The following is an 18,811-nucleotide window of genomic DNA, read 5'->3' as shown; positions in this document are numbered from 1 at the left end:
CGGAATTGTTTTCCGGAATTCTTTTTTCCGGTATTTTTTGGATTGCTTTTTCTGAATTGTTTTTTTACCATTTCTCACTTTCGTTGTCTTTCTCGCCTTTTTTACTTCGAATTTACTTCGAATCTGCCCACAAAGCTCTCATCATTTTCCTTATTTCTTCTATTTTTCTTATTCTGGTTTCGTCGTTTATTATATCAAGTTCATTGAAGGATTCAAGGGCGATCTTTGCCGCAATCGAGGTCTCGTGCAGGTATCTATTTCCTGCGTTACTCATGATCGTCTGGAGGGCAGAAGTCGCCTGAAAAACTGCGCTTTCCATATCTTCCTGTTCAGCGCTTTTCCCGACCTCCTCAATAGAAGATGCAATATTTCTTACTTCACTTTGAAGGTTTTCTTGCATGGCTGCTGCAGCTATCTCTTCGAGCATTATCTCTACTCCTACTGCAGCCTCTTCAAGGCTTTTCTGAGCTGCCAGTTTTCCGGTATCCCCAAGGCAGGAAACGCATATTGCGGTATTTTCAGAGACATCGGAGAATTTCATCCTTGCAACCGCTTTTCCAATCTCCCCAAGCCCGATTGCTACTGCAATTGTTTCTCTTTCCCTGTTCAGAAAAGCTGCCGTATTTCCGCTTTTCCCAAGAACTGACGCAGCAAGTTTGGCTACAGTTTCCAGCTGCTGCTCGGCAGCTGTCTTCCCTATGGTTCCAAAAGAAAGTAGAACCCTGACAGTCGTGCCCTCCATATTCTGTTCCATTGAGTACTGGAGCATCCTTTCGAGAGACCTGATAGCATTGACTGCTGCATTCTCCATTCCCTGAAGGGCAGCAGCCTTTCCTATTTCTTTTATGGAAGCTACCGTACTCTGAGCCTCCACTTCTTTTTTTTCACTGAGGTAAACTGTACCTATTTCTGTCAGGGAAGCAAGAGCCTGCCCAACTCCTTCGTCAAACTCTTCCTCAACGGAAGCCAGCCCCTGGTGTGTTACTTGATCTTTTTCTCTTGATAGCATAGCTTGAGGCTCCTTTTCATCAATTATGCCTGTTATGAAATGCTCCTGTTACTTTTTATTGTAACTTCTAAGATGTCCTTTGCTGCTTTAGTAGATTGTCTCCTTATGATTTTTTGTTTCATTTGTTTTTAATCTATGGCTCCTCCAGAGAAATGGTATATGTAGTAAAGAACCAGAAAAACAAGAATTGCAAGAGCAGCTTTAAAATCGATTTTCTTTAAAAAGTCCCTTATTATTGTCAATCCCCCTAATCCCTATTTCTTTCCCAGATTTATCTTATATTTATTGTGTCCCTGGTTCAAATATTTTCAGGTAATAAGATAAGTTTTCAGATGATATTATAATATTTACAAAATCGGTATATAATATCTATAAAATTATAACTAAAATATAGAGTCAAATAAAAGAAACTTCACAAAATAAACTTGATATCAAGCATGGTCAAGTAAAGTAGAAATTAAAGTACAATTGAATAAAATAGAAGTACCAGCTAAAATGTACCAGATAAAGTAGAAGTGCCAAATAAAGTAGAAGTACCAAATAAAGTAGAAGTGCCAAATAAATTTTAGAATCGTAAATTCTAACTATTGTTTCGGCAGGAAATATATTGAAGTAAAAAGTGTATGTAGCTCAGTAGATACTAAAAGATAAATTCAAAGGTTGACTGGAGAATTTTCATATAACACGAATTTTAGAACAAGATTAAAATATTTTTTAAGTCGGGATAGAAATATCCTTGAATCAACATAACTCTTGATCTGCAGAAACCCTTATCCTAATTTAATAAGTTTTCTACATAATCTCAACTGCCTTTATCATTATTCAAATTTTAAGAATTGCTTTTTAAGAATTGCTTTTTTATGAAATTCCGGTATTGCTTTTCTCTTTTTCAAGCTATGGCTCCGTTTGAATAATGATATATATAGTAAAGTACAGCAAAGACTAGTATCGCAAGAATCGCTTTAAAATCCATAAGCTTTATACTCCTTTTTCGACGGTATTTCTCAGGCTATAGCGCCGGATGAGAAATGATAGATAAAGTAGAGGGTGCAGAATACAAGTATCGCAAGGATTGCTTTGAAGTCCATTATTATTATCCTCCTTTTAAAAACTATCAATAAAAATCCGTTTTGTGGGTAAAATTAGTAGTGAGACGCAGGTATATAAAAATGCCGTTTTTTACCGCTTTAGGAAACGATTTCTGTTTTTTCAACGACTTATGTTTTTATTTTAATCCTGGATGCTTATTTTAATATTTAAAGTTTCAGGATCTTGAATAAGTTAGTGTAAAGGCCGTTTAGAATTAATAAATGTGAAGATATCCTTTATTCTTTACAAAAACAACCTTATATATTTTCCAGTAAAATTATAATTGGGGTATCAAAATGGGGGATCAAAATCGGCAAGTGTTTTTCGAATATTCTTTCTCTTACTTCTTGCCTTTTTTCAACTGATACTGGTAAGATAAATCTAGAGCAGGGAGCTACAGTTAAAATCCAGGCATACAGGGTTATCAAGTATGGTTATCAAGTTATTGTAAGGGGGTTGTTTAATGAGAGGTATGATTCATTTTTTCTCTATACTTTTTTGCATATCACTGGTGTTTGCAGCAGGCTGCACCGAAAACGGGCAGGTCGAGCCGCTCACAGATAATGAAACGCCTGAAATTGCAGAGTCACCTGAAGTTGCGGAGTCACCTTCAGGTACAGAAGCTGAAGAAATATCTATTGAAATTACTGAGGCGCCGGAAAGCGTTCGGGGCGGAGATGCTTTTAATATCCGATGGAAGGTATCAGGCGGATCTCCGGGTAATATCAGTGATACCCGTATTCTAAGCAGTTCTACACATGCAGGTCCGAACATTGATGCATATCCTTCAAGAAGTTTTTCACAGAATGGAATAAGTCCTCAGGAGTTCGAAGGTAGTATAGTAGCACCTGCTGCAGGTAACCTCTATTTCAGAGTCTATGCTGTGGTAGATGGTACTGAAGTAATTTCAAGGGAAGAGGTGATTGAAATACGTACCTCATATCAGTATTGAGGGTGCACTATTTGCTCATTAGGAGATCGTTTGCAAGTACAGTAGCTTCCCTCAGGTTCATATCCGGAAGAGAAGCCTGAAAGACATGCATGAAGAAGGCGGTTTATCTGAACACAGTAAAAAGAAAAGAAGCCCGACAGCAAGGGTGTTCTCCGGCAGAAAAGGGATCTTTCAGGTGTGAACTCATAAGCTTTGGAGAGGTTTCTCGCCTTTCCAGGCTTCTTGCCCGGAAAATTAAAGCTTCAGGCTACCATCCCGACCTGATCATTGCTATAGGAAGGGGAGGCTATGTTCCAGGGAGGCTGGTTTCGGACTTTTTGCTTTTTAAAGAGCTTACCTCAATGAAAATTGAACACTATATGTGGGGGGCTGACATGCAGGCAGGAGCCAGAATCAAATTTCCTGTTTCCGGGGACATAAGCGGGAAAAAGGTATTGATTGCAGACGACATAACCGATACTGGAGATACCCTGCAGCTTGCTGTGGATTATGTACGGAGCCTGAGACCTGCAGAGATAAGAACCGCAGTCCTCCAGCACAAGACCTGTTCTTCTTTCGTTCCGGATTTTTATGGTCAGAAGGTTGTCAGATGGCGCTGGATTATTTACCCCTGGGCTCGGTATGAAGATCTGGCAGGCTTTACTGAAAAAATTCTTGGGCATAATGTCCTTGATACTTCTCAGATTATAGCTGAGTTTAAGGACAGGTACGATCTCGAGATCAGGGAAAAAGAGATCCTTGAAATTCTGCAGGACCTGGCTGAGAGAAATGAGATTGAGAGAATTAAAACGGATAAACTGGTAGGGTGGCAGATCAGGAAGAGGTAAGTAGTAAAATAATTGACCTGTAGCTTTCCCTGCAAAGCAATTATTTTGTAAATATCTCGGTAAGTTTTTCCTCGGCCTCCCGGATTTTCTGTGGCTTAAGATAGTCACTCCTCTAGAGAATAAGGGATATGTCAGCAGTAAAGGTCAGCAGTAAAGGTCAGCAGTAAAGGTCAGCAGTAAAAACCTTATTTGTGTGAATCGAACTCTTTTCGGTAGGGAAGCTGCCTTCTTCGAAGTCAGGGTTCGTAAGAGGAACGGCATACTCGTCATTTCTTACAGCACTTGTAATCTGGCAGAGGATTAGGTCTTCTCCTTTCAGATCTGCGATCACGATCGCCCGCCTCTTTTTTGAGGCGGTAAAGTCTGAAAGGAAAAGGAATGATGACAACGTCCCCTTTCTGAATAATCAAAAATAAAAAAGAGGAAAACAGTAAAGGAAAACCAGGAGATCTGATGCTCCCTTACATTACGGTTTCTGTAACCAGCTCCAGGTTCCCCTGCGGGAAAACCCTGGAAATCCGGACCTTCCAGTTATTTTTATCTGAGCTTTCGTTTTCAGCCTGAATCAGGTTAAAACACTGTGTGGTTTTGCCTCTGGTCTTGGAGGAACAGAAGGTGCCTGCATTTACAACGAGCATATTGTTCAGGTTCCAGACATGAGGAATATGGCAGTGCCCGCAAAGCACGAGGTTTACCTCGCAGCGGTTCAGGAGATCAAGGACATCGCCTGCATCGACAAGGACGGTGTTTTCTCTGCCCGCAAGAGGGACCGGGACAAGGTGGTGGTGCAGGGCAAATACCTTGAAATTCTCCCCGGAGAAGGCTTCTTTGATCCAGCCGTAGTTTTCCCTTCCGAGATGCCCTTCATCAAGATCAGGCTGTGAGGAATCAGCCCCTACAACGGTTACGCCTCCGAGATTCCTGGTTGAGAACCTGTTTTCGAAAAGGTCTTCAAAGTGCAGATACCCGGCATTTTTGGAGTCGTGATTTCCAGGGACAAGGACTCTGTCTTTACACTCAATCCTGTCAATAAACTTCTTTACTCCATCATATTCGGCTGAAAACCCATTTTCTGTCAGGTCACCGGTAATTACTACTATATCCGGATCCAGCTTATTTATGCTCTGCAGCATGGATTCTGCGATTTCCGGGACAAAGTATGCTTCTGAAAAATGAATATCTGAAAGATGTACGATCTGTATAATTTTTTACTCCTCTTTTCTCTGAAATTTTATATAATATTTATGTTCAGACCATTGAATTCCAGTTCCATTATATATAGGTATCCGAGAAAAATACATATTTTTGTAAATCTAATTATAATTCATTAAAAAAGCTGGAGTTTAACCTCAATTCTTTTTGAACTTTATAAGTATTTATTTAATTTTCATTCGTGTAGAATACCATTAAAAAATACATAGAATAAGATTTTCGTGAATATTCAGTCCTGTTTTTTATGTAGTTCCCGGGCGCGCGTCTATAAGGGCTTGGGAAAGAAATTTTTTCAAAAAAATATCTATGGACTTCGAATAAAGTCAAATTTAATTCCTTTTTTTCAGGCTCTGAGCTTATAAAAAAGTCTGTAAGTAAAATGTCTACAAAGGTTCATATCCACATTACTCTCCAGCGCACCCTATCCGACATATCAAAACCTTGTTTCCAGAGTGCCGAAAATTGAGGACTTATTTATCAAGTTCGCCCTAAAGGTGGAACATTGTCTTCATGTAGAAAGGATTTTCACAATATATGACTCTATATCAAAAGGATGAGTTAGATAAAGAAATATCAAACTGTTTTCAAAAAAGTAAAAAAATATAACTCAACTCGGGATATTCCTGGATTTGACCGTACTTTTTGTATATTCATTTCCCTTACATCAGATTTTTTAGAGGCTCTTTAGAGCCTCAATAATTAGGATACAGACAAACATAGTGTTTAGTTATCTCATCATTTTTCTTTTCCTCGTACTGGAGGGTATAGAGCCATCCTTTCCAGACTATTTCATCTCCAAAAATGAGATCTGGTTTCCAGTCCTTTGGTACTATCCCGGTTGCTACAAAGGAATCAATATTATGAAGTATTTTTGTTACTCCACCATCTTTTATCGTCTTAGTTGGTGCACTTCTACACGCTGGATCGATTTCACTAATATCTGTTTCACCCATGTCAGTCCCACTCCTTTATTTTAGGGTTATTTACAGCCCTATAAAAGCTTTACATTCTATCCATATATAAGCCTCTTAGAGCCGTCAAACAAGCTTAAAAAGTAGAAAAGTGAAACTTCACGAGGGATGTTTCTGGATGTACCTTAAATTGATTTTACTGAGCCTATTTTAAGAGCTACTTCGTTATTCAGACCTCTGCAATTACTTCTCCTTCCATCCAGGGGTGGAGTGTACAGATATACTGGTAAGTCCCTACTTCTTCAAAAGTATATGTAAATGTCTCCCCCTTTTGAAGGTATTCGGATTCGATACTCGATCCCACAACATCATGGAGAACAGTATCGTTATTGGTCCACCTGACCGTCTGTCCTACCTTAACGGTAAGATTCTGGGGTATATATTTGTAGTCCCGGATCTCAATATCAATAATCTCAGATTCCGCTCCTGTAACGGTCTCTTCAGTTCCTGCAGCTTCTCCGTTATCTACTTCCTCAGCAGGTGTGGAAGGCGAAGGCTCATCCGAATTTCCATTTTCAGCACAACCAGCAGCAAAAAGCACACCCAAAATTATCAGAAAAATTATTATTTCCTTTTTCACGTTATTTTCTCCTCTAAACTTCAGTTTTTACGCCTAGATTCCATTTTTACACTTTGTTTATCTTTTTATTTGACTTTTATCTCTCTTAATACCAATACGGAAACTTAGAGGCTGTCTCAAAACTCAAACCACTTCTGCATTTGGATAATTGGTAACGTTAACTTTAAATTCAGACCGTAATTTTTCCGAAATTCAGGTACACACTGACTTCCATCCTGAGGAGATGGTATCTTAGAAGGAAGATTTCGACCTGCGGAAAGCCGAACCCGGACGCTCTGGCATGCCGAGCAGTTCGCGGCTATCTGCCTGCCACGCTTACAGTTTTTCCATGTATAAAGGTTGGGTGAGAAGCCCAGAGATGAATCTCCCTGCTTGTGATTCCAAGGTTAAGTTTAAGAAAAAAATTGAAAGCTCTGAGAAATCATGAAGAAATTATGTCTTGCCCGTTTGCCCGAGTCCAAATAAGTCGGCAGCACTTTCTCTATAGTTACTGTCTGGCATGACGAAGCCTATCAAGCGTCCTTTTGCCCTGCAGACTGCGCGGGAATTTTGTTGTTGCACACTGCCTAAAACGCTTCTTTCGAGCGCAATATATGCCAATAACCTAGAAGTTGCTAAGTGCAAAAGGAAAAACTGGCAGGAATAGGAAAAAAAGTGTATTTTTCAGACTAAAAATTCAAGTAATATTGCGTTTAAATTGTTTTTGTGCTCTTTAAAAGTACTATAGGTGTAAGAATGGTAGATTCCAAGACGCATATAGATACAGGTTTCGAAATGAGATCATTAGTTCCACTTTCTGGAACTCATCTTAGATGTGCTTGTCTCTGTGCAAATAGGTGTAAAGAAATAGAGCAAGAATTTAAAGATGGAAATACTACTCGAGAAAAAAATGATTTGCATCAAGAAGATGTGGCATATGCTTGTGGTGCAGTAATATCTAGCGTCGCATTTCAGGAAGCAACTATAAATGAATTTTTCCAATGGTTTTTTATAAATTTGACAAGTTGAATGTAAATAAATATGAACTGATGGATCTGAAATCTGAATGGGAAAGAACTGAAGAGAATAAAATTCTTTTTTCTAGTCTTGAAGAAAAATATGTTGAATATGCATACAAAAGAATATTGAATAAGAAATTGGATAAAAACACCAAACTTTGGAATGATTTTAAAGATCTTATTCTTTTGCATAATTCTTTGGTGCATTTTAAAGCAAAGTGGCAAAACGAACTTTCAAGAAAAGATAATGAATACAGACTCGAACATTTAGGGAAGCATTTTAAGCGAAATCCGTTTATGGAAGACGCAGGCAATCGAGATTTTCCAAAAAGGTTACTTAATGCTGAGTGTGCAGTATGGTCAATAAACATTTCAACTAAATTTAGATCAACTTTTTCTAAAGATCTTTCTGATTTTAATATTGATGTAATTTTAGGACCAGATATTAACAAAATTCTCCGTCAGTATTCTTTAGAAACTAATTAATTATTCAAGTTGAATCTTATTTTTTGCATTTGAATAGTTTGTCTTTTCCTAGCAAAAATTTTTGAGAGCTATGAGGGATCTTATCTGTTTCAGGTTCCCTTCTCCGATGAAGCTGAAGAGGGTTTTAATGAACATATCGAGCAGTCGGGCAGGCTTGGAGATCCTTTAGGGCTTTTCAATGTATAATTTTCTATATGGTGTTACACTTGAAATTTAAGCTGTGAGTACTACGACTGAGGACAAACTGAGAGTTGCAAATGACAGAAAACCATAGCTCGGTGCGGCAATCTTGATTGTCAATCCGTTAAAATCACAGAAACGCTAGAGTACATGGCTATGATTCTTCATAACTTTTGCATCACATTTCACAGTTTCAAAACCAAATTATAACTTCAGTAAACCCTTTTTGGGTAAAGCAAAAGTGATAACAAACCCCTAAATTAGTCCTCTTGAGCGAGCGAAGCAAGTGAAAAGGACTTCGTGCTCCCGAAGCGAAACTCGGGTGCCGAAGCGAAATTCGGGCGGTGCAACAAATACATTAATAATGAGTTATGACTATTCACCTACGTTTCAGCTTCATTCTTATATTTACGTTTAATTTATCCCCTAATTAAGGTGAATTTATGTCTTTAGCAAATCTCAGAACACATTATACAACCGATGTCAAGCCCGAAAAAATTGATAACGGTCAGAAAATAACCCTCGCAGGCTGGGTCCACGAGGTCAGAGACCTCGGAGGAATCTGTTTCGTTGTTCTCAGGGACAGGGAAGGAAAGGCTCAGGTCACACTCGTAAAGAAAAAAATCGACAAAGAGCTCTTTGATGCAGCAAGAAGGCTCGTTCGCGAGTCCGTAATTTCCGTAACTGGTTCCGTCAAGTTTGAAGAGAAAGCTCCGAATGGTTATGAACTGCTCCCTGAAGAGATCAATGTCCTGAACGTCGCAGCTTCCCCTCTTCCCATGGACACTACAGGAAAGGTGGAAGCCGAACTGGACACAAGGCTTGACTCCCGCTTTATTGATCTGAGAAGAGCCGAGACAACTGCGGTTTTCAAAATCAGGCATGAATCTCTCCAGGCTATCAGGGAATATTTTGTAAAACACAACTTTATTGAAACAGCAACCCCAAAAGTAGTCGCTACCGCAACCGAAGGTGGGACTGCTCTTTTCCCGATCACCTATTTTGACAGGGAAGCCTTTCTCAACCAGAGTCCCCAGCTCTTTAAACAGATCCTCATGAGCGGCGGGTTTGACAGGGTCTTTGAAATTGGCCCCATTTTCAGGGCAGAAGAGCATGATACCCGCAGGCACTTAAACGAAGCCACTTCTATTGATGTCGAAGTCAGCTTTGCCGACCACTTTGATGTAATGGAGATCCTGGAAAACCTGGTCGCTTACGTCTATACCCGTGTAATTGAGAACTCCAAAGGCTCCCTTGAAGCACTCGGGGTTGAGTTGAAGGTCCCGAAGACTCCTTTCCTGAAGCTTACCTATGACGAGGTAATAGAGATCATAAACAGCCGCTCGGAAGAGAAAATGCACTGGGGAGATGACCTGGGCACTCTTGGAGAACACACAGTCGGAGATTATGTCTACGAAACTACAGGTGAGTCCCACTATTTTGTTATCGACTGGCCTACGGAAATCAAACCTTTCTATGCCATGCCTTATGAGGACAGGCCTGAATTCAGCAAGTCCTTTGATATGATGCACCGTACAATGGAGCTCTCTTCCGGAGCCCAGCGTATTCACATTCCTGACCTGCTTAAGAGCCGGATCGAGTCCCAGGGCTTAAACCCTGACGGCTTTGAGTTCTACCTTAAAGCCTTCGAATACGGAATGCCCCCGCATGCCGGATGGGGACTTGGCTGTGAGCGTTTTGTCATGACCATGCTCGGGACTGACAATATCAGGGATACCGTACTCTTCCCAAGGGACAGGAGAAGACTTTCTCCCTGAAACCCTCTTATCTTTTCTTTTAAACTTGAAAGAACTTCCTGTTTTTGAGAGATATTATTAACTTTTTTAAAGCTGAAAGGCGGAACATAAAATGACGGAAAGAAATACTTCTACTGATTCTCCAGAAAAACGGGCAGCAGGAATTGCTGCAGCAGGGCTTGTCAGCTCCGGGATGGTTGTCGGGCTTGGCACAGGCTCAACAGTTGCATACACCATAAAGGAACTTGGACGCCGGGTGCGGGAAGAAGGGCTCGATATCCTGGGGGTTGTTACCTCTTACCAATCCGAGATGCTCGCTATAGATGCCGGAATCAGGCTGACAACCCTTTCCCAGCACCCCGAACTGGACCTTGCAATTGACGGAGCTGACCAGATAGACTCCGAACTCCGTGCTATTAAAGGAGGAGGAGCGGCTCATACGAGGGAAAAGATAGTTTCTGTTTCAGCAAAACGGTTTGTAGTTGTGGCTGACGAGTCGAAAACAGGCACACAGCTTGATAAAATCGTGCCCGTGGAAGTCCTGCCCTTTGCAAAAGAACTTGTCGTAAAGAAAATCCGGGAACTGGGTGGAAAGACAAGGCTCAGGTCTGCTGTAAAAAAAGACGGGCCTGTAATCACGGATAACGGGAACTTTATCCTTGATGCAGAATTTGGTGTCATAAAAGACCCTGAAGCTCTTGCTCTTCAATTGTCTGCAATCCCGGGAGTGGTTGAGCACGGGGTTTTTTGTAATGTTGATGAGCTTTATATAGGAGAAAAAGACGGGTCTGTGAAGATTATAACCAGGCAAAAGTAAACAGGATAGAAAACGAATTAAACAGGATCACAGACAAATTCACCGAAAAAGAGCACAAAAGCCGGATATTTCACATAAAAGAATGAAACTATTAAGATATTCTTTTAAGTGATAAAAGTTAACGGCAGAAGCGCTTCCTGTAAACATTTTTTCCTTCAGGTCCCTGTAGCAAGCAGAAAAGGGCTCTACCTTTTCATCTTTACAGGATAACAGGAGCTGCAGGATAACAGGATGCGGAAACAGCGTTCTTTTTGTAAATCCGCAGGTCTTACCGGTATATTTTTATAGAAGTATTATCAGTAATTTCCTGATCAATTACTATCTGCAAGTCAGACAAATTGCGTAAAATAGAGTTCTCAGTTTCGAGACCTTAAAAAAAGCAATCGTAAGCCGGAAAACAACTTCAAATTATCAACTATTTATTCTTCAATTCATACTATGTATTTTCAGGAGGTTTTGTTCAGATGGATAAAGGTGGCCAGCCAATCTACATAATAGATCCGAGAAAAGAACAAACAAAGGGAAAAGACGTACTCAGCATGAATATTGCAGCTGCAAAAGCAGTGGCAAATATAGTTAAGAGTACGCTCGGACCCCGGGGAATGGACAAGATGCTTGTTAACCCTCTGGGGGATATCACCATCACAAATGACGGTGCTACTATCTTACACGATATGTCCATTGAGCATCCGACAGCCAAAATGATCGTGGAGGTTGCCCAGTCTCTGGAAAGCTCTGCAGGTGACGGGACTACAAGCGCTGTTGTGTTCACAGGCGCTCTGCTGGAAAAAGCAGAAGGTCTTATTGAAAGAGGAGTCCACCCGTCAGTTGTTGTCAAAGGATACAGGCTTGCAGCAGATAAAGCTGTTGAGGCTTTTGAGAACCTGGCAGTTACTGTAGGTGAGGACGACAGAGAACTGCTTATAAAAACTGCCAGAACCTCTATCACTGGCAAGGCTTCTGAAAAATACAATCGTTTGATTGCAGAACTTTGTGTGAATGCGGTTCTTGCCATTCAAGAGGAAGGAAAAGCTGACCTTAAAAACGTTATCCTTACAAAAGACATCGGTGGGCTTGTTGAGAAGACGGAATTTGTGGAAGGAGTCGTACTCGATAAGGTTGCACTCGATAAAAATTTCCCTCTCAAAATTGTAAATCCCAATATCGCACTCATTGATGCTCCTATGGAGACTGGAAAGACTGCAAACAAGTCAAAGCTCCAGATCAGCAATGTAAGTGATATCGAGAATTTCGTAAACCAGGAGGATGCATCCCTCTTTGAGATGGCAGATTATATTATCAGGGCAGGCGCAAACGCTGTCTTCTGCTCCAAAGGCATGGACGACAAGATCGCAGCCTACCTCCAGAGCAGGGGAATCTACGCAACCCGCAGGGTGAAGAATGATGATATGCAGCACCTTGCTGACGCTACAGGGGGCAGACCTGTAAGAAATATCAAGGAACTTACTGAAAAAGAACTCGGGCACGCAGGGCTCCTTGAGCAGGACAGGGACGACGATCAGGGTAAAACCTACCTCAGGGACTGCAAGGGTGCAAAATCAGTATCAATTGTTCTCCGCGGCGGAACCGAGCATGTGGTAGACAACCTGGAACGTGCAATTGATGACGCCCTCAGAGTTGTGAAATGTGTGGTTGAAGATGGAAAGGTTGTTGCCGGAGGCGGGGCTTCGGAAATGGAAGTTGCACTCTCACTCCGTTCTTATGCTTCCGGTATAGGCGGGCGTGAACAGATGGCAATCACAGCTTTTGCTGAAGCTCTTGAGGAAATTCCCAGGACAATTGCAAGAAACGCAGGTCTGGATACCATCAATACCATCCTGAACCTCCGTGCAAAGCATACAGAAAATAAAAATGCCGGTTTAAACATCCAGACAGGTGCTGCTGAAGATATGCTTGAAAAAGGCGTTGTTGACCCTCTCAGGGTAAAGGTTAACTCCATCAAAGCAGGTTCCGAAGCTGCAGCAATGGTGCTCCGTGTGGACAGCATGCTTCGTGCTCAGAGTTCTTCAATGCAGGACGTCAGACCCGAGCATATGGCAAGTACCTACGACGGTATGTCAGCACCTGCACTTAACATGCGCAGATAAAACCCGAATCTTTTCAGTTTGACAATTGAAGAGGAAGTAACTTATTTATTACAGAAAAGGCTGCAGATGTTTTTCTGCAGCTCCCTTTTTTGGAAAAAGTGCTATATTTCAGGTTTTTCTTTTTTCTCTTTTTATATCTTTAGACCATCTGTTTTATTTTTTATCTCTCATACTCATTTTTTCCATTTCATAATTATTCTTTATCTTTCACATTTATTTTTTTATCTTTTATTTTATTATTCCACTAATTTTTACTATTAAACTATTATTAAACTGACTCAATTATATATGTAAGTTATTTTTATATTCGGATGAATATTCTTGAGAGATTTAGGTCCAGCCTTTGGCTAAACAGAAACTAATTTACGTGATACTTTTCAGGCTGCATGTGTCTGGTCTGCGGGAAATGGTGGGTAAATCAATTGGATTGATCAACCGAGCTTCAGTGGACTGAATCCTGACTAAGTAAACCTACAACTTGTCCGAATAAACTGTTTCTGAACGGACTTAATGAAAAAAGAGTTTGAACTGTGGTTAATAAACTTAATTTTTCATTTAACATATTCTGAGACCTTAAGCTTCTTAAAATTATAGATAATTCCCAATGAAGATGATCCCCTGATGAGGTAGTGGAAAGTGTACTGCAATAACTGCGGATTAATAGTAGATCAGGAAGATTTTTTTTGTTCAGGTTGCGGAAAGAGAATTAAAAACAAACCCGATATAGAAAGTTCCGAACTTGAGATAAAGGATTTTGAGTCCGAAACTTCTACTTCCCGGGAACTTAATTTTACAAAATCAGTATTTTTCTCTTTTAATAACCGCAAAATACCCACCTACAGATGCATTTTTAAAGGTATCTGGATTGTGGTTTTAATTTGTGTTTTAGGAACCTTATTGACTGCGTACTCAACTTTTGCCCTTGGCTCTAATGAGTCTCCTGCTGTAAACAGCCCGATACCTCAGGGTCGGATACAAACTGATAAGAATATCCGGTTGTGCGAGCAAATAGCGACAGAATACTCCAGTAGCCATACATATTCAAAAGATGATGTCTATGACTGCGATAACATGGCCCAGGATGTCTGGAATATGTTAAAGGCAAAAGGAATTAACGCAAGAATCTCAGTAGGAAATTTTGAATCCGCAGGCGGTAGCAGAATCGCAAATGCGAAAACTGTCCATAAAAGCCCTGACTCCGGGAATCTTGGTGAGATTGAAGTCCCTAGCCGTACTTACAGTAATATGAATGTGTCGAACTCGAGCACTATTGACGGCTTCAATCATGCATGGGTCCTGGCTGAAGTTTCTCCGGATTCATGGCTAGCTATAGAATGTACTGCTGGTTACATTGTTTATAGCGATGAAAATGAAAAGTACTACCAGGGACTGACCTTCAGTAATCCGAAAAACTACAGGAGTTTCATTTCTCTATACCGGGACTGGAAAATAAAGGCTCTTGATTATGAGAAAGAGAGGTTGTACTATAACGAACTGATCGCGCTATATAACAATGCAAGTTACTCCGAACAGATCGTTATGAAAAGCGGGATTGAAATCGCTCAACGCACACTTCAAGAAAAAGAGAAGGCATTCCTTAAAACAGACTCGGAACTGAACGCTTTACTGCGGTACGGATAAAAACCTGGTTTTCCAGAAGTACAATTTCCCTATATGCCGCATTTAATATTTTGCTGCATTTAATATTTTCTTCTCGGCATCTTTCAATATTTTCCTTTTGAAAATCTTTCAGTGCTACCTTCTGAGGAGTAAAGTGCCCTTTCCTGCTATACATCTCAGAAGACAATCTCTCAGATTTCCCCGTAAAAATGCCGGTAATCCTCTATAGCTTTTCTTGCCTGTTTTGGAAATTCTTTTTTCAGGTATTCAACGAATTCATCCCTTGATCCGGTTTCTTTAAGGACTTCAAGCATGCTGGCAGCAAACTCTCTTGACCCGGGATTTCCTTTCTGGATCTCAAAAGAAAGGCAAAGGGCTTCTTTTGGAAAATACTTCCTCCGGATCCAGGGAGAAACCGAACCCAGTAATACTCCTGCTTTCAGGATGCTGTAGGCAGGCACTCCGATCCTTTCCAGCCTGTCCCTCCCTGCAAGTTTTTCAAGATTTTCTCTGGAATAAGAATGGAGCTCAATATAAACTTCAGGGTTCAGGCTTTCAATGGCTTCGAGTATACTTATTCCCATTACCGGATAGTAAGCAGGATCAAGAGTTGAAGTATATTCTCCTTTCCTGACGAGAGGGATCAATGCAAGGGTGCCTTTTTCAGGAGGCTCGATTTTCATCAGGATTTCCGTTGTGTCTCTCCACTCATCTCCGTGCAACCCTGCAACAAAGAGGCGAACAGGTTTTCCATGCCCATAGACCCTCAGTCCGGTTTCTTTAACGCAGGTATCCCTGGTGCATGTATCCTTAGTGCACATATCCTTAGCGCATGTATTCTTACTGCATATATCCTTACAACTGTACTTATCCGAAGAGGAACCAGATTTTTCCTCAGCTTTCATCCGTTTGAATTCCTTTTGATTCTCTTTCTTCAGGCAGAGGTTTTTTTGCAACTACGTAAATCTCCTGCTTTTCGGAACTGATAACCTGCAGGATCTCAAGCCCCAGGTTCTCAATCCTGCTCAGAATCGGCTTCGGGTTTTTCTTTTTTGGAGTTTTTATTACCTGGAGCAGCCTTCCCCCTTCTTTCAGGAGAGGAAGCATTCTGGCAAGGGCTTTAATTGAGTCTTCCGGCTCAAGGGTCATGTCTGAGAGAATAACGTCCACGGGCTCCTCAGAGAGATCTTTAAGAGGTATGGTAAATACATCCCCGAATATTACCTCAACATTTTCCCGCTCATATGCGATTTTACCAAGCTCGCTCCTGAAATCCCGGCTGAATTCTATGCCTTTTACATTGCCTGCAATCTCAGACGCAAAAAGGAGAAAACCGCCTGCACTCGATCCCAGGTCAAGAACTGTGTCCCCCTGTTTAAGAATCCCGCTTTCCTCCTGAACAAGCCTGAGTTTGAAGTAGCCCTGCGGCTGGTCCAGGCCCTCGACAACTTCTATTATATCATCAATTGAGACGTCTCTGGAGACTTTTGTTACTACAGTGCCGTTGACTTTAACATTTCCATCACCAATAGCAGTCTTGGCTCGTCCCCTGGACTTAAAATGTCCCATCTCTACAAGGTATGAATCCAGTCTCATGGGGGATTGTATCGGCAGAGCCTGTATATATAAGTAGCAAGTGACGTCCGAGAAATTCTGAGTACCCTGAGCATTTAACCGGATGAAAGTTAATAACAGGATGAAAGTTAATAACAGGATGAAAACTAATAACGGGATAAAATTTAACCGATAGCAGTTGAATTAAATAAAGCTTCCATTTTCCAGGCCTGCCAAAAATATCATTAGAACAGACATTCATTTGTTATTGGTAGTGTGTCGATTTTTCTGTAAAATCACAAATTTCAAAAAGTTATCGGGCGGGGATCCCGATTCAAGAGAACCAAAGTTCGTACGATATTCAAAAATTCTACTTTTTTATGTTGCCTTATGCAGCTTTATACTACAAAATGTAAACTCCGGTATAATATACATTATGTATCGTTGCTACTATTTCTAAATTAATTACAGCTTTATTATTTATCGAGAATAAATAGGTATATATTTAAATAACAATTTCAGTTTATTTAATGACTCAGGTGTCTATATGAAGAGATGGTGTACAGAAAAATGTTTCAAAAATTCACAAAATTATTTCCCCTATGGGCGGTACTCCTATCTGCGGTGGCATACGTATATCCGGAATATTTTGCCCCACACAGTAATCTCATTGTACCATTTTTAAGCCTGATTATGCTCGGAATGGGAGTCACACTTTCAGTAGACAATTTCCTTGCAGTCCTCAAAAAGCCTTTTTTGGTCTTTCTGGGCACTCTGATGCAGTACACCCTTATGCCTCTGGCTGCGTGGATAGTTTGCCTGGCTTTAAATCTTCCTGCCGACCTTACGGCGGGTGTAATCCTGCTTGGCTGCTGCCCTGGTGGCACGGCTTCGAATGTGATCTGCTACCTTGCAAAAGGGGATGTTGCACTTTCTATAGTACTCACATCTGTCTCCACGATGATTGCCTTTATCGTAACTCCGTTCCTTACCTGGCTGTTTATCGGGCAAACAGTGGAAGTTGACGTTACAGGTATGCTTGTAAGTGTTGTAAATATCGTAATTGTGCCTGTAGTTCTCGGGCTTTTAATAAACTACTTCTTTGAAAAAAGAATAAAAGCAGTCAGGGACATCTTTCCGGCAATTTCAGCCACTGCTATAGTGATAATAGTTGCCATAATCATAGGGACGAATAGCGAAAACCTTGAACAAAGCGGTCCCCTGGTCCTGCTTGCAGTAATCCTGCACAACGGGTTTGGGCTTGCAGGCGGCTATGGAGTCGCAAAAGCATTCAGGCTTAGCGAAAAAGAAGCAAGGACCCTGGCAATCGAGGTCGGAATGCAGAACTCAGGCCTCAGTGTTGCTCTTGCGATAAAACATTTCACTGCTGCGGCAGCGCTTCCGGGTGCAATCTTTAGCATCTGGCACAACCTGTCCGGAGCTTTTCTTGCAGGGCACTGGTCAAAAGAAACAGTGCCTGATAACGATAAAAGTGAGAGACCCATAAAAAATGGGCACATGCATTAAGAAATTGGGGTAAAACCTGAACGGGTTTTGCAAAAAGTAAGAACGAACAAGGGTTGGATATCAAGGAAAAGATTCCAAGATCTGCAACATAGTTCCTGGAATCTTTTCCCACTTCACTTTTCCTATTCCATTTCTTCTACTTACTTTTCCTATTTCATTTCTCCTACTTCGCTTCTCTTACTTCACTCCTCCGACTTCACATTTCCTTTTTATTTCCTGCAGGCCCCAGCAAACCCAATGATACATTCTTTACCACCAGGGCAGCACCTCCTGCAGTGATTGTTTCATCCAGACCGCCTACTCCTCCCGGAAAGAAAGACATTGCAGCAGCAGCCCGGATAAGAGCGATAGTTTCCTCTGCTATCATGGCTCCGTAGAAAATACGCCTGCCATATTTTTCATTAGTAAGACATCGGGCCATTATCGGGGATTGGGTCGAGTGGAACCCGTTAACAGCTCCGCAGGCGATGGTTATGAAAAGCATAGACCACAAAAATGAAGGCCTTCAGGATGAAAACTCCTGAAGGTTATTTCAGGTATCTCGTATCCTTTGATGAGAAGCATGGAGCCGATGCTTACTGCCATTATCAACAGGACAGCTCCGAATAAGGGGTAGATACTTCTTGTGATCTTGTCGATTGGAACGACAGTAGCTACGAAGTAATAAAGGAGGATAATGACAAACCAGAAATTCAATTGGGTCAGCAGCCCTGTGAACCCAATATTTGTCAAAAGCCCTGCCGGCCCGGACATAAACACCGCTCCTATAAGTATGAGTAAGATGGCGGAGAACGCAATCATGGCAATCCCCACCCGTCTGCCTAAATACACCCCCACAATCTCTGAAATGCTCTTTCCCTCATGGCTGATACTTAACATCCCTGAAAAATAATCATGCACTCCGCCTGCAAAAATACTGCCCAGGACGATCCATAGGAAAGAAGCGGGACCGTATAAAGCTCCCAGAATAGCGCCATATATAGGGCCCAAGCCAGCAATATTGGGAAACTTGATGAGGGATATACTGGGCCAACTCAGGGGGACAAAATCAACCTCATCTTCCTGGGTATATGCAGGTGTCCTCCGTGAGGGATCAGCTCCAAATACATTTCAACAACCACACC

17 protein-coding genes and 1 pseudogene are annotated in these 18,811 nt (G+C 41.3%); 9 read left to right on the top strand and 9 right to left on the bottom strand.

What is annotated here, in order from left to right; translation table 11 throughout:
- Nucleotides 1-112: 112 nt before the first annotated feature.
- Nucleotides 113-1,009 (bottom strand): hypothetical protein, encoded by an 897-nt coding sequence (locus tag FXV91_RS09345; protein ID WP_229390316.1) that lies wholly within the window; start codon nt 1,007-1,009, stop codon nt 113-115.
- Nucleotides 1,010-2,561: 1,552 nt separating this feature from the next.
- Here FXV91_RS09345 and FXV91_RS09340 point away from each other — a divergent pair.
- Nucleotides 2,562-3,050, top strand: a complete 489-nt coding sequence (locus FXV91_RS09340; protein WP_229390315.1) for a hypothetical protein — start codon at nt 2,562-2,564, stop codon at nt 3,048-3,050.
- A gap of 89 nt (nt 3,051-3,139) precedes the next feature.
- A complete protein-coding gene (locus FXV91_RS09335; RefSeq protein WP_229390314.1) occupies nt 3,140-3,877 on the top strand; it encodes a phosphoribosyltransferase in 738 nt (245 codons plus the stop codon).
- A 157-nt stretch (nt 3,878-4,034) separates the two neighbouring features.
- Here the strand turns inward: FXV91_RS09335 and FXV91_RS09330 are convergent, their stop codons facing one another.
- From FXV91_RS09330 to FXV91_RS09315, 4 genes are all read right to left on the bottom strand, one after another.
- Complete coding sequence (locus FXV91_RS09330; RefSeq protein WP_229390313.1) at nt 4,035-4,265, bottom strand: hypothetical protein; 231 nt, start codon at nt 4,263-4,265, stop codon at nt 4,035-4,037.
- A gap of 73 nt (nt 4,266-4,338) precedes the next feature.
- Complete coding sequence (locus tag FXV91_RS09325) at nt 4,339-5,073, bottom strand: metallophosphoesterase (RefSeq protein ID WP_345945496.1); 735 nt, start codon at nt 5,071-5,073, stop codon at nt 4,339-4,341.
- Nucleotides 5,074-5,781: 708 nt separating this feature from the next.
- Nucleotides 5,782-6,042 (bottom strand): hypothetical protein, encoded by a 261-nt coding sequence (locus FXV91_RS09320; RefSeq protein WP_229390312.1) that lies wholly within the window; start codon nt 6,040-6,042, stop codon nt 5,782-5,784.
- A gap of 187 nt (nt 6,043-6,229) precedes the next feature.
- Nucleotides 6,230-6,640 carry a cupredoxin family copper-binding protein gene (locus FXV91_RS09315; protein WP_229390311.1) on the bottom strand — a complete coding sequence of 137 codons (411 nt, stop codon included), beginning with the start codon at nt 6,638-6,640 and terminating at the stop codon, nt 6,230-6,232.
- Nucleotides 6,641-7,375: 735 nt separating this feature from the next.
- Between FXV91_RS09315 and FXV91_RS09310 the strand changes: the two genes are divergently transcribed.
- The 6 genes from FXV91_RS09310 to FXV91_RS09285 all read left to right on the top strand — a co-directional run bounded on the left by FXV91_RS09310 (nt 7,376) and on the right by FXV91_RS09285 (nt 14,627).
- Nucleotides 7,376-7,648, top strand: a complete 273-nt coding sequence (locus tag FXV91_RS09310) for a hypothetical protein (protein WP_229390310.1) — start codon at nt 7,376-7,378, stop codon at nt 7,646-7,648.
- Nucleotides 7,645-8,124, top strand: coding sequence for a hypothetical protein (locus FXV91_RS09305; RefSeq protein WP_229390309.1), 480 nt, complete (start codon nt 7,645-7,647; stop codon nt 8,122-8,124). Before FXV91_RS09310 ends, FXV91_RS09305 begins: the two co-directional genes overlap by 4 nt.
- 623 nt (nt 8,125-8,747) lie before the next feature.
- Complete coding sequence (aspS, locus tag FXV91_RS09300) at nt 8,748-10,082, top strand: aspartate--tRNA(Asn) ligase (protein ID WP_229390308.1); 1,335 nt, start codon at nt 8,748-8,750, stop codon at nt 10,080-10,082.
- A gap of 91 nt (nt 10,083-10,173) precedes the next feature.
- Nucleotides 10,174-10,878 carry a ribose 5-phosphate isomerase A gene (gene rpiA / locus FXV91_RS09295; protein WP_229390307.1) on the top strand — a complete coding sequence of 235 codons (705 nt, stop codon included), beginning with the start codon at nt 10,174-10,176 and terminating at the stop codon, nt 10,876-10,878.
- 464 nt (nt 10,879-11,342) lie between these two features.
- A complete protein-coding gene (gene thsA, locus FXV91_RS09290) occupies nt 11,343-12,986 on the top strand; it encodes a thermosome subunit alpha (RefSeq protein ID WP_229390306.1) in 1,644 nt (547 codons plus the stop codon).
- 636 nt (nt 12,987-13,622) lie between these two features.
- Nucleotides 13,623-14,627 carry a hypothetical protein gene (locus FXV91_RS09285; protein ID WP_229390305.1) on the top strand — a complete coding sequence of 335 codons (1,005 nt, stop codon included), beginning with the start codon at nt 13,623-13,625 and terminating at the stop codon, nt 14,625-14,627.
- Between the two features lie 170 nt (nt 14,628-14,797).
- Here the strand turns inward: FXV91_RS09285 and FXV91_RS09280 are convergent, their stop codons facing one another.
- Both FXV91_RS09280 and FXV91_RS09275 read right to left on the bottom strand, forming a co-directional pair.
- Nucleotides 14,798-15,511 carry a DUF2119 domain-containing protein gene (locus FXV91_RS09280; protein WP_229390304.1) on the bottom strand — a complete coding sequence of 238 codons (714 nt, stop codon included), beginning with the start codon at nt 15,509-15,511 and terminating at the stop codon, nt 14,798-14,800.
- The gene (locus FXV91_RS09275) at nt 15,501-16,202 is read right to left on the bottom strand and encodes a S4 domain-containing protein (RefSeq protein WP_229390303.1); all 702 of its coding nucleotides are present in this window, start codon (nt 16,200-16,202) and stop codon (nt 15,501-15,503) included. Before FXV91_RS09275 ends, FXV91_RS09280 begins: the two co-directional genes overlap by 11 nt.
- Before the next feature lie 582 nt (nt 16,203-16,784).
- Between FXV91_RS09275 and FXV91_RS09270 the strand changes: the two genes are divergently transcribed.
- Nucleotides 16,785-17,687 carry a bile acid:sodium symporter family protein gene (locus FXV91_RS09270; RefSeq protein WP_229390302.1) on the top strand — a complete coding sequence of 301 codons (903 nt, stop codon included), beginning with the start codon at nt 16,785-16,787 and terminating at the stop codon, nt 17,685-17,687.
- A 196-nt stretch (nt 17,688-17,883) separates the two neighbouring features.
- On the opposite strand, the gene FXV91_RS09265 is transcribed toward FXV91_RS09270, so the two are convergent.
- Both FXV91_RS09265 and FXV91_RS09260 read right to left on the bottom strand, forming a co-directional pair.
- Nucleotides 17,884-18,171, bottom strand: a complete 288-nt coding sequence (locus FXV91_RS09265; protein WP_229390301.1) for a carbon starvation CstA family protein — start codon at nt 18,169-18,171, stop codon at nt 17,884-17,886.
- Nucleotides 18,159-18,734 (bottom strand): annotated as a pseudogene (locus tag FXV91_RS09260) (carbon starvation CstA family protein); the annotation flags it as partial. The pseudogene FXV91_RS09260 and the gene FXV91_RS09265, both read right to left, overlap by 13 nt.
- Nucleotides 18,735-18,811: the final 77 nt, after the last annotated feature.

Origin of the sequence: Methanosarcina sp. DH2, assembly GCF_020804225.1 — an archaeon.
In the GTDB taxonomy this organism is placed as follows: domain Archaea; phylum Halobacteriota; class Methanosarcinia; order Methanosarcinales; family Methanosarcinaceae; genus Methanosarcina.
This window is presented reverse-complemented; position numbering and strand designations above follow the sequence as displayed.

Coding starts and splice junctions, on each gene's coding strand:
- FXV91_RS09345 (WP_229390316.1), bottom strand. CDS start 1,009: ATGCTATCAAGAGAAAAAGATCAAGTAACACACCAGGGGCTGGCTTCC.
- FXV91_RS09340 (WP_229390315.1), top strand. CDS start 2,562: ATGAGAGGTATGATTCATTTTTTCTCTATACTTTTTTGCATATCACTG.
- FXV91_RS09335 (WP_229390314.1), top strand. CDS start 3,140: ATGAAGAAGGCGGTTTATCTGAACACAGTAAAAAGAAAAGAAGCCCGA.
- FXV91_RS09320 (WP_229390312.1), bottom strand. CDS start 6,042: ATGGGTGAAACAGATATTAGTGAAATCGATCCAGCGTGTAGAAGTGCA.
- FXV91_RS09310 (WP_229390310.1), top strand. CDS start 7,376: ATGGTAGATTCCAAGACGCATATAGATACAGGTTTCGAAATGAGATCA.
- aspS (WP_229390308.1), top strand. CDS start 8,748: ATGTCTTTAGCAAATCTCAGAACACATTATACAACCGATGTCAAGCCC.
- rpiA (WP_229390307.1), top strand. CDS start 10,174: ATGACGGAAAGAAATACTTCTACTGATTCTCCAGAAAAACGGGCAGCA.
- thsA (WP_229390306.1), top strand. CDS start 11,343: ATGGATAAAGGTGGCCAGCCAATCTACATAATAGATCCGAGAAAAGAA.
- FXV91_RS09280 (WP_229390304.1), bottom strand. CDS start 15,511: ATGAAAGCTGAGGAAAAATCTGGTTCCTCTTCGGATAAGTACAGTTGT.
- FXV91_RS09275 (WP_229390303.1), bottom strand. CDS start 16,202: ATGAGACTGGATTCATACCTTGTAGAGATGGGACATTTTAAGTCCAGG.
- FXV91_RS09265 (WP_229390301.1), bottom strand. CDS start 18,171: ATGCTTTTCATAACCATCGCCTGCGGAGCTGTTAACGGGTTCCACTCG.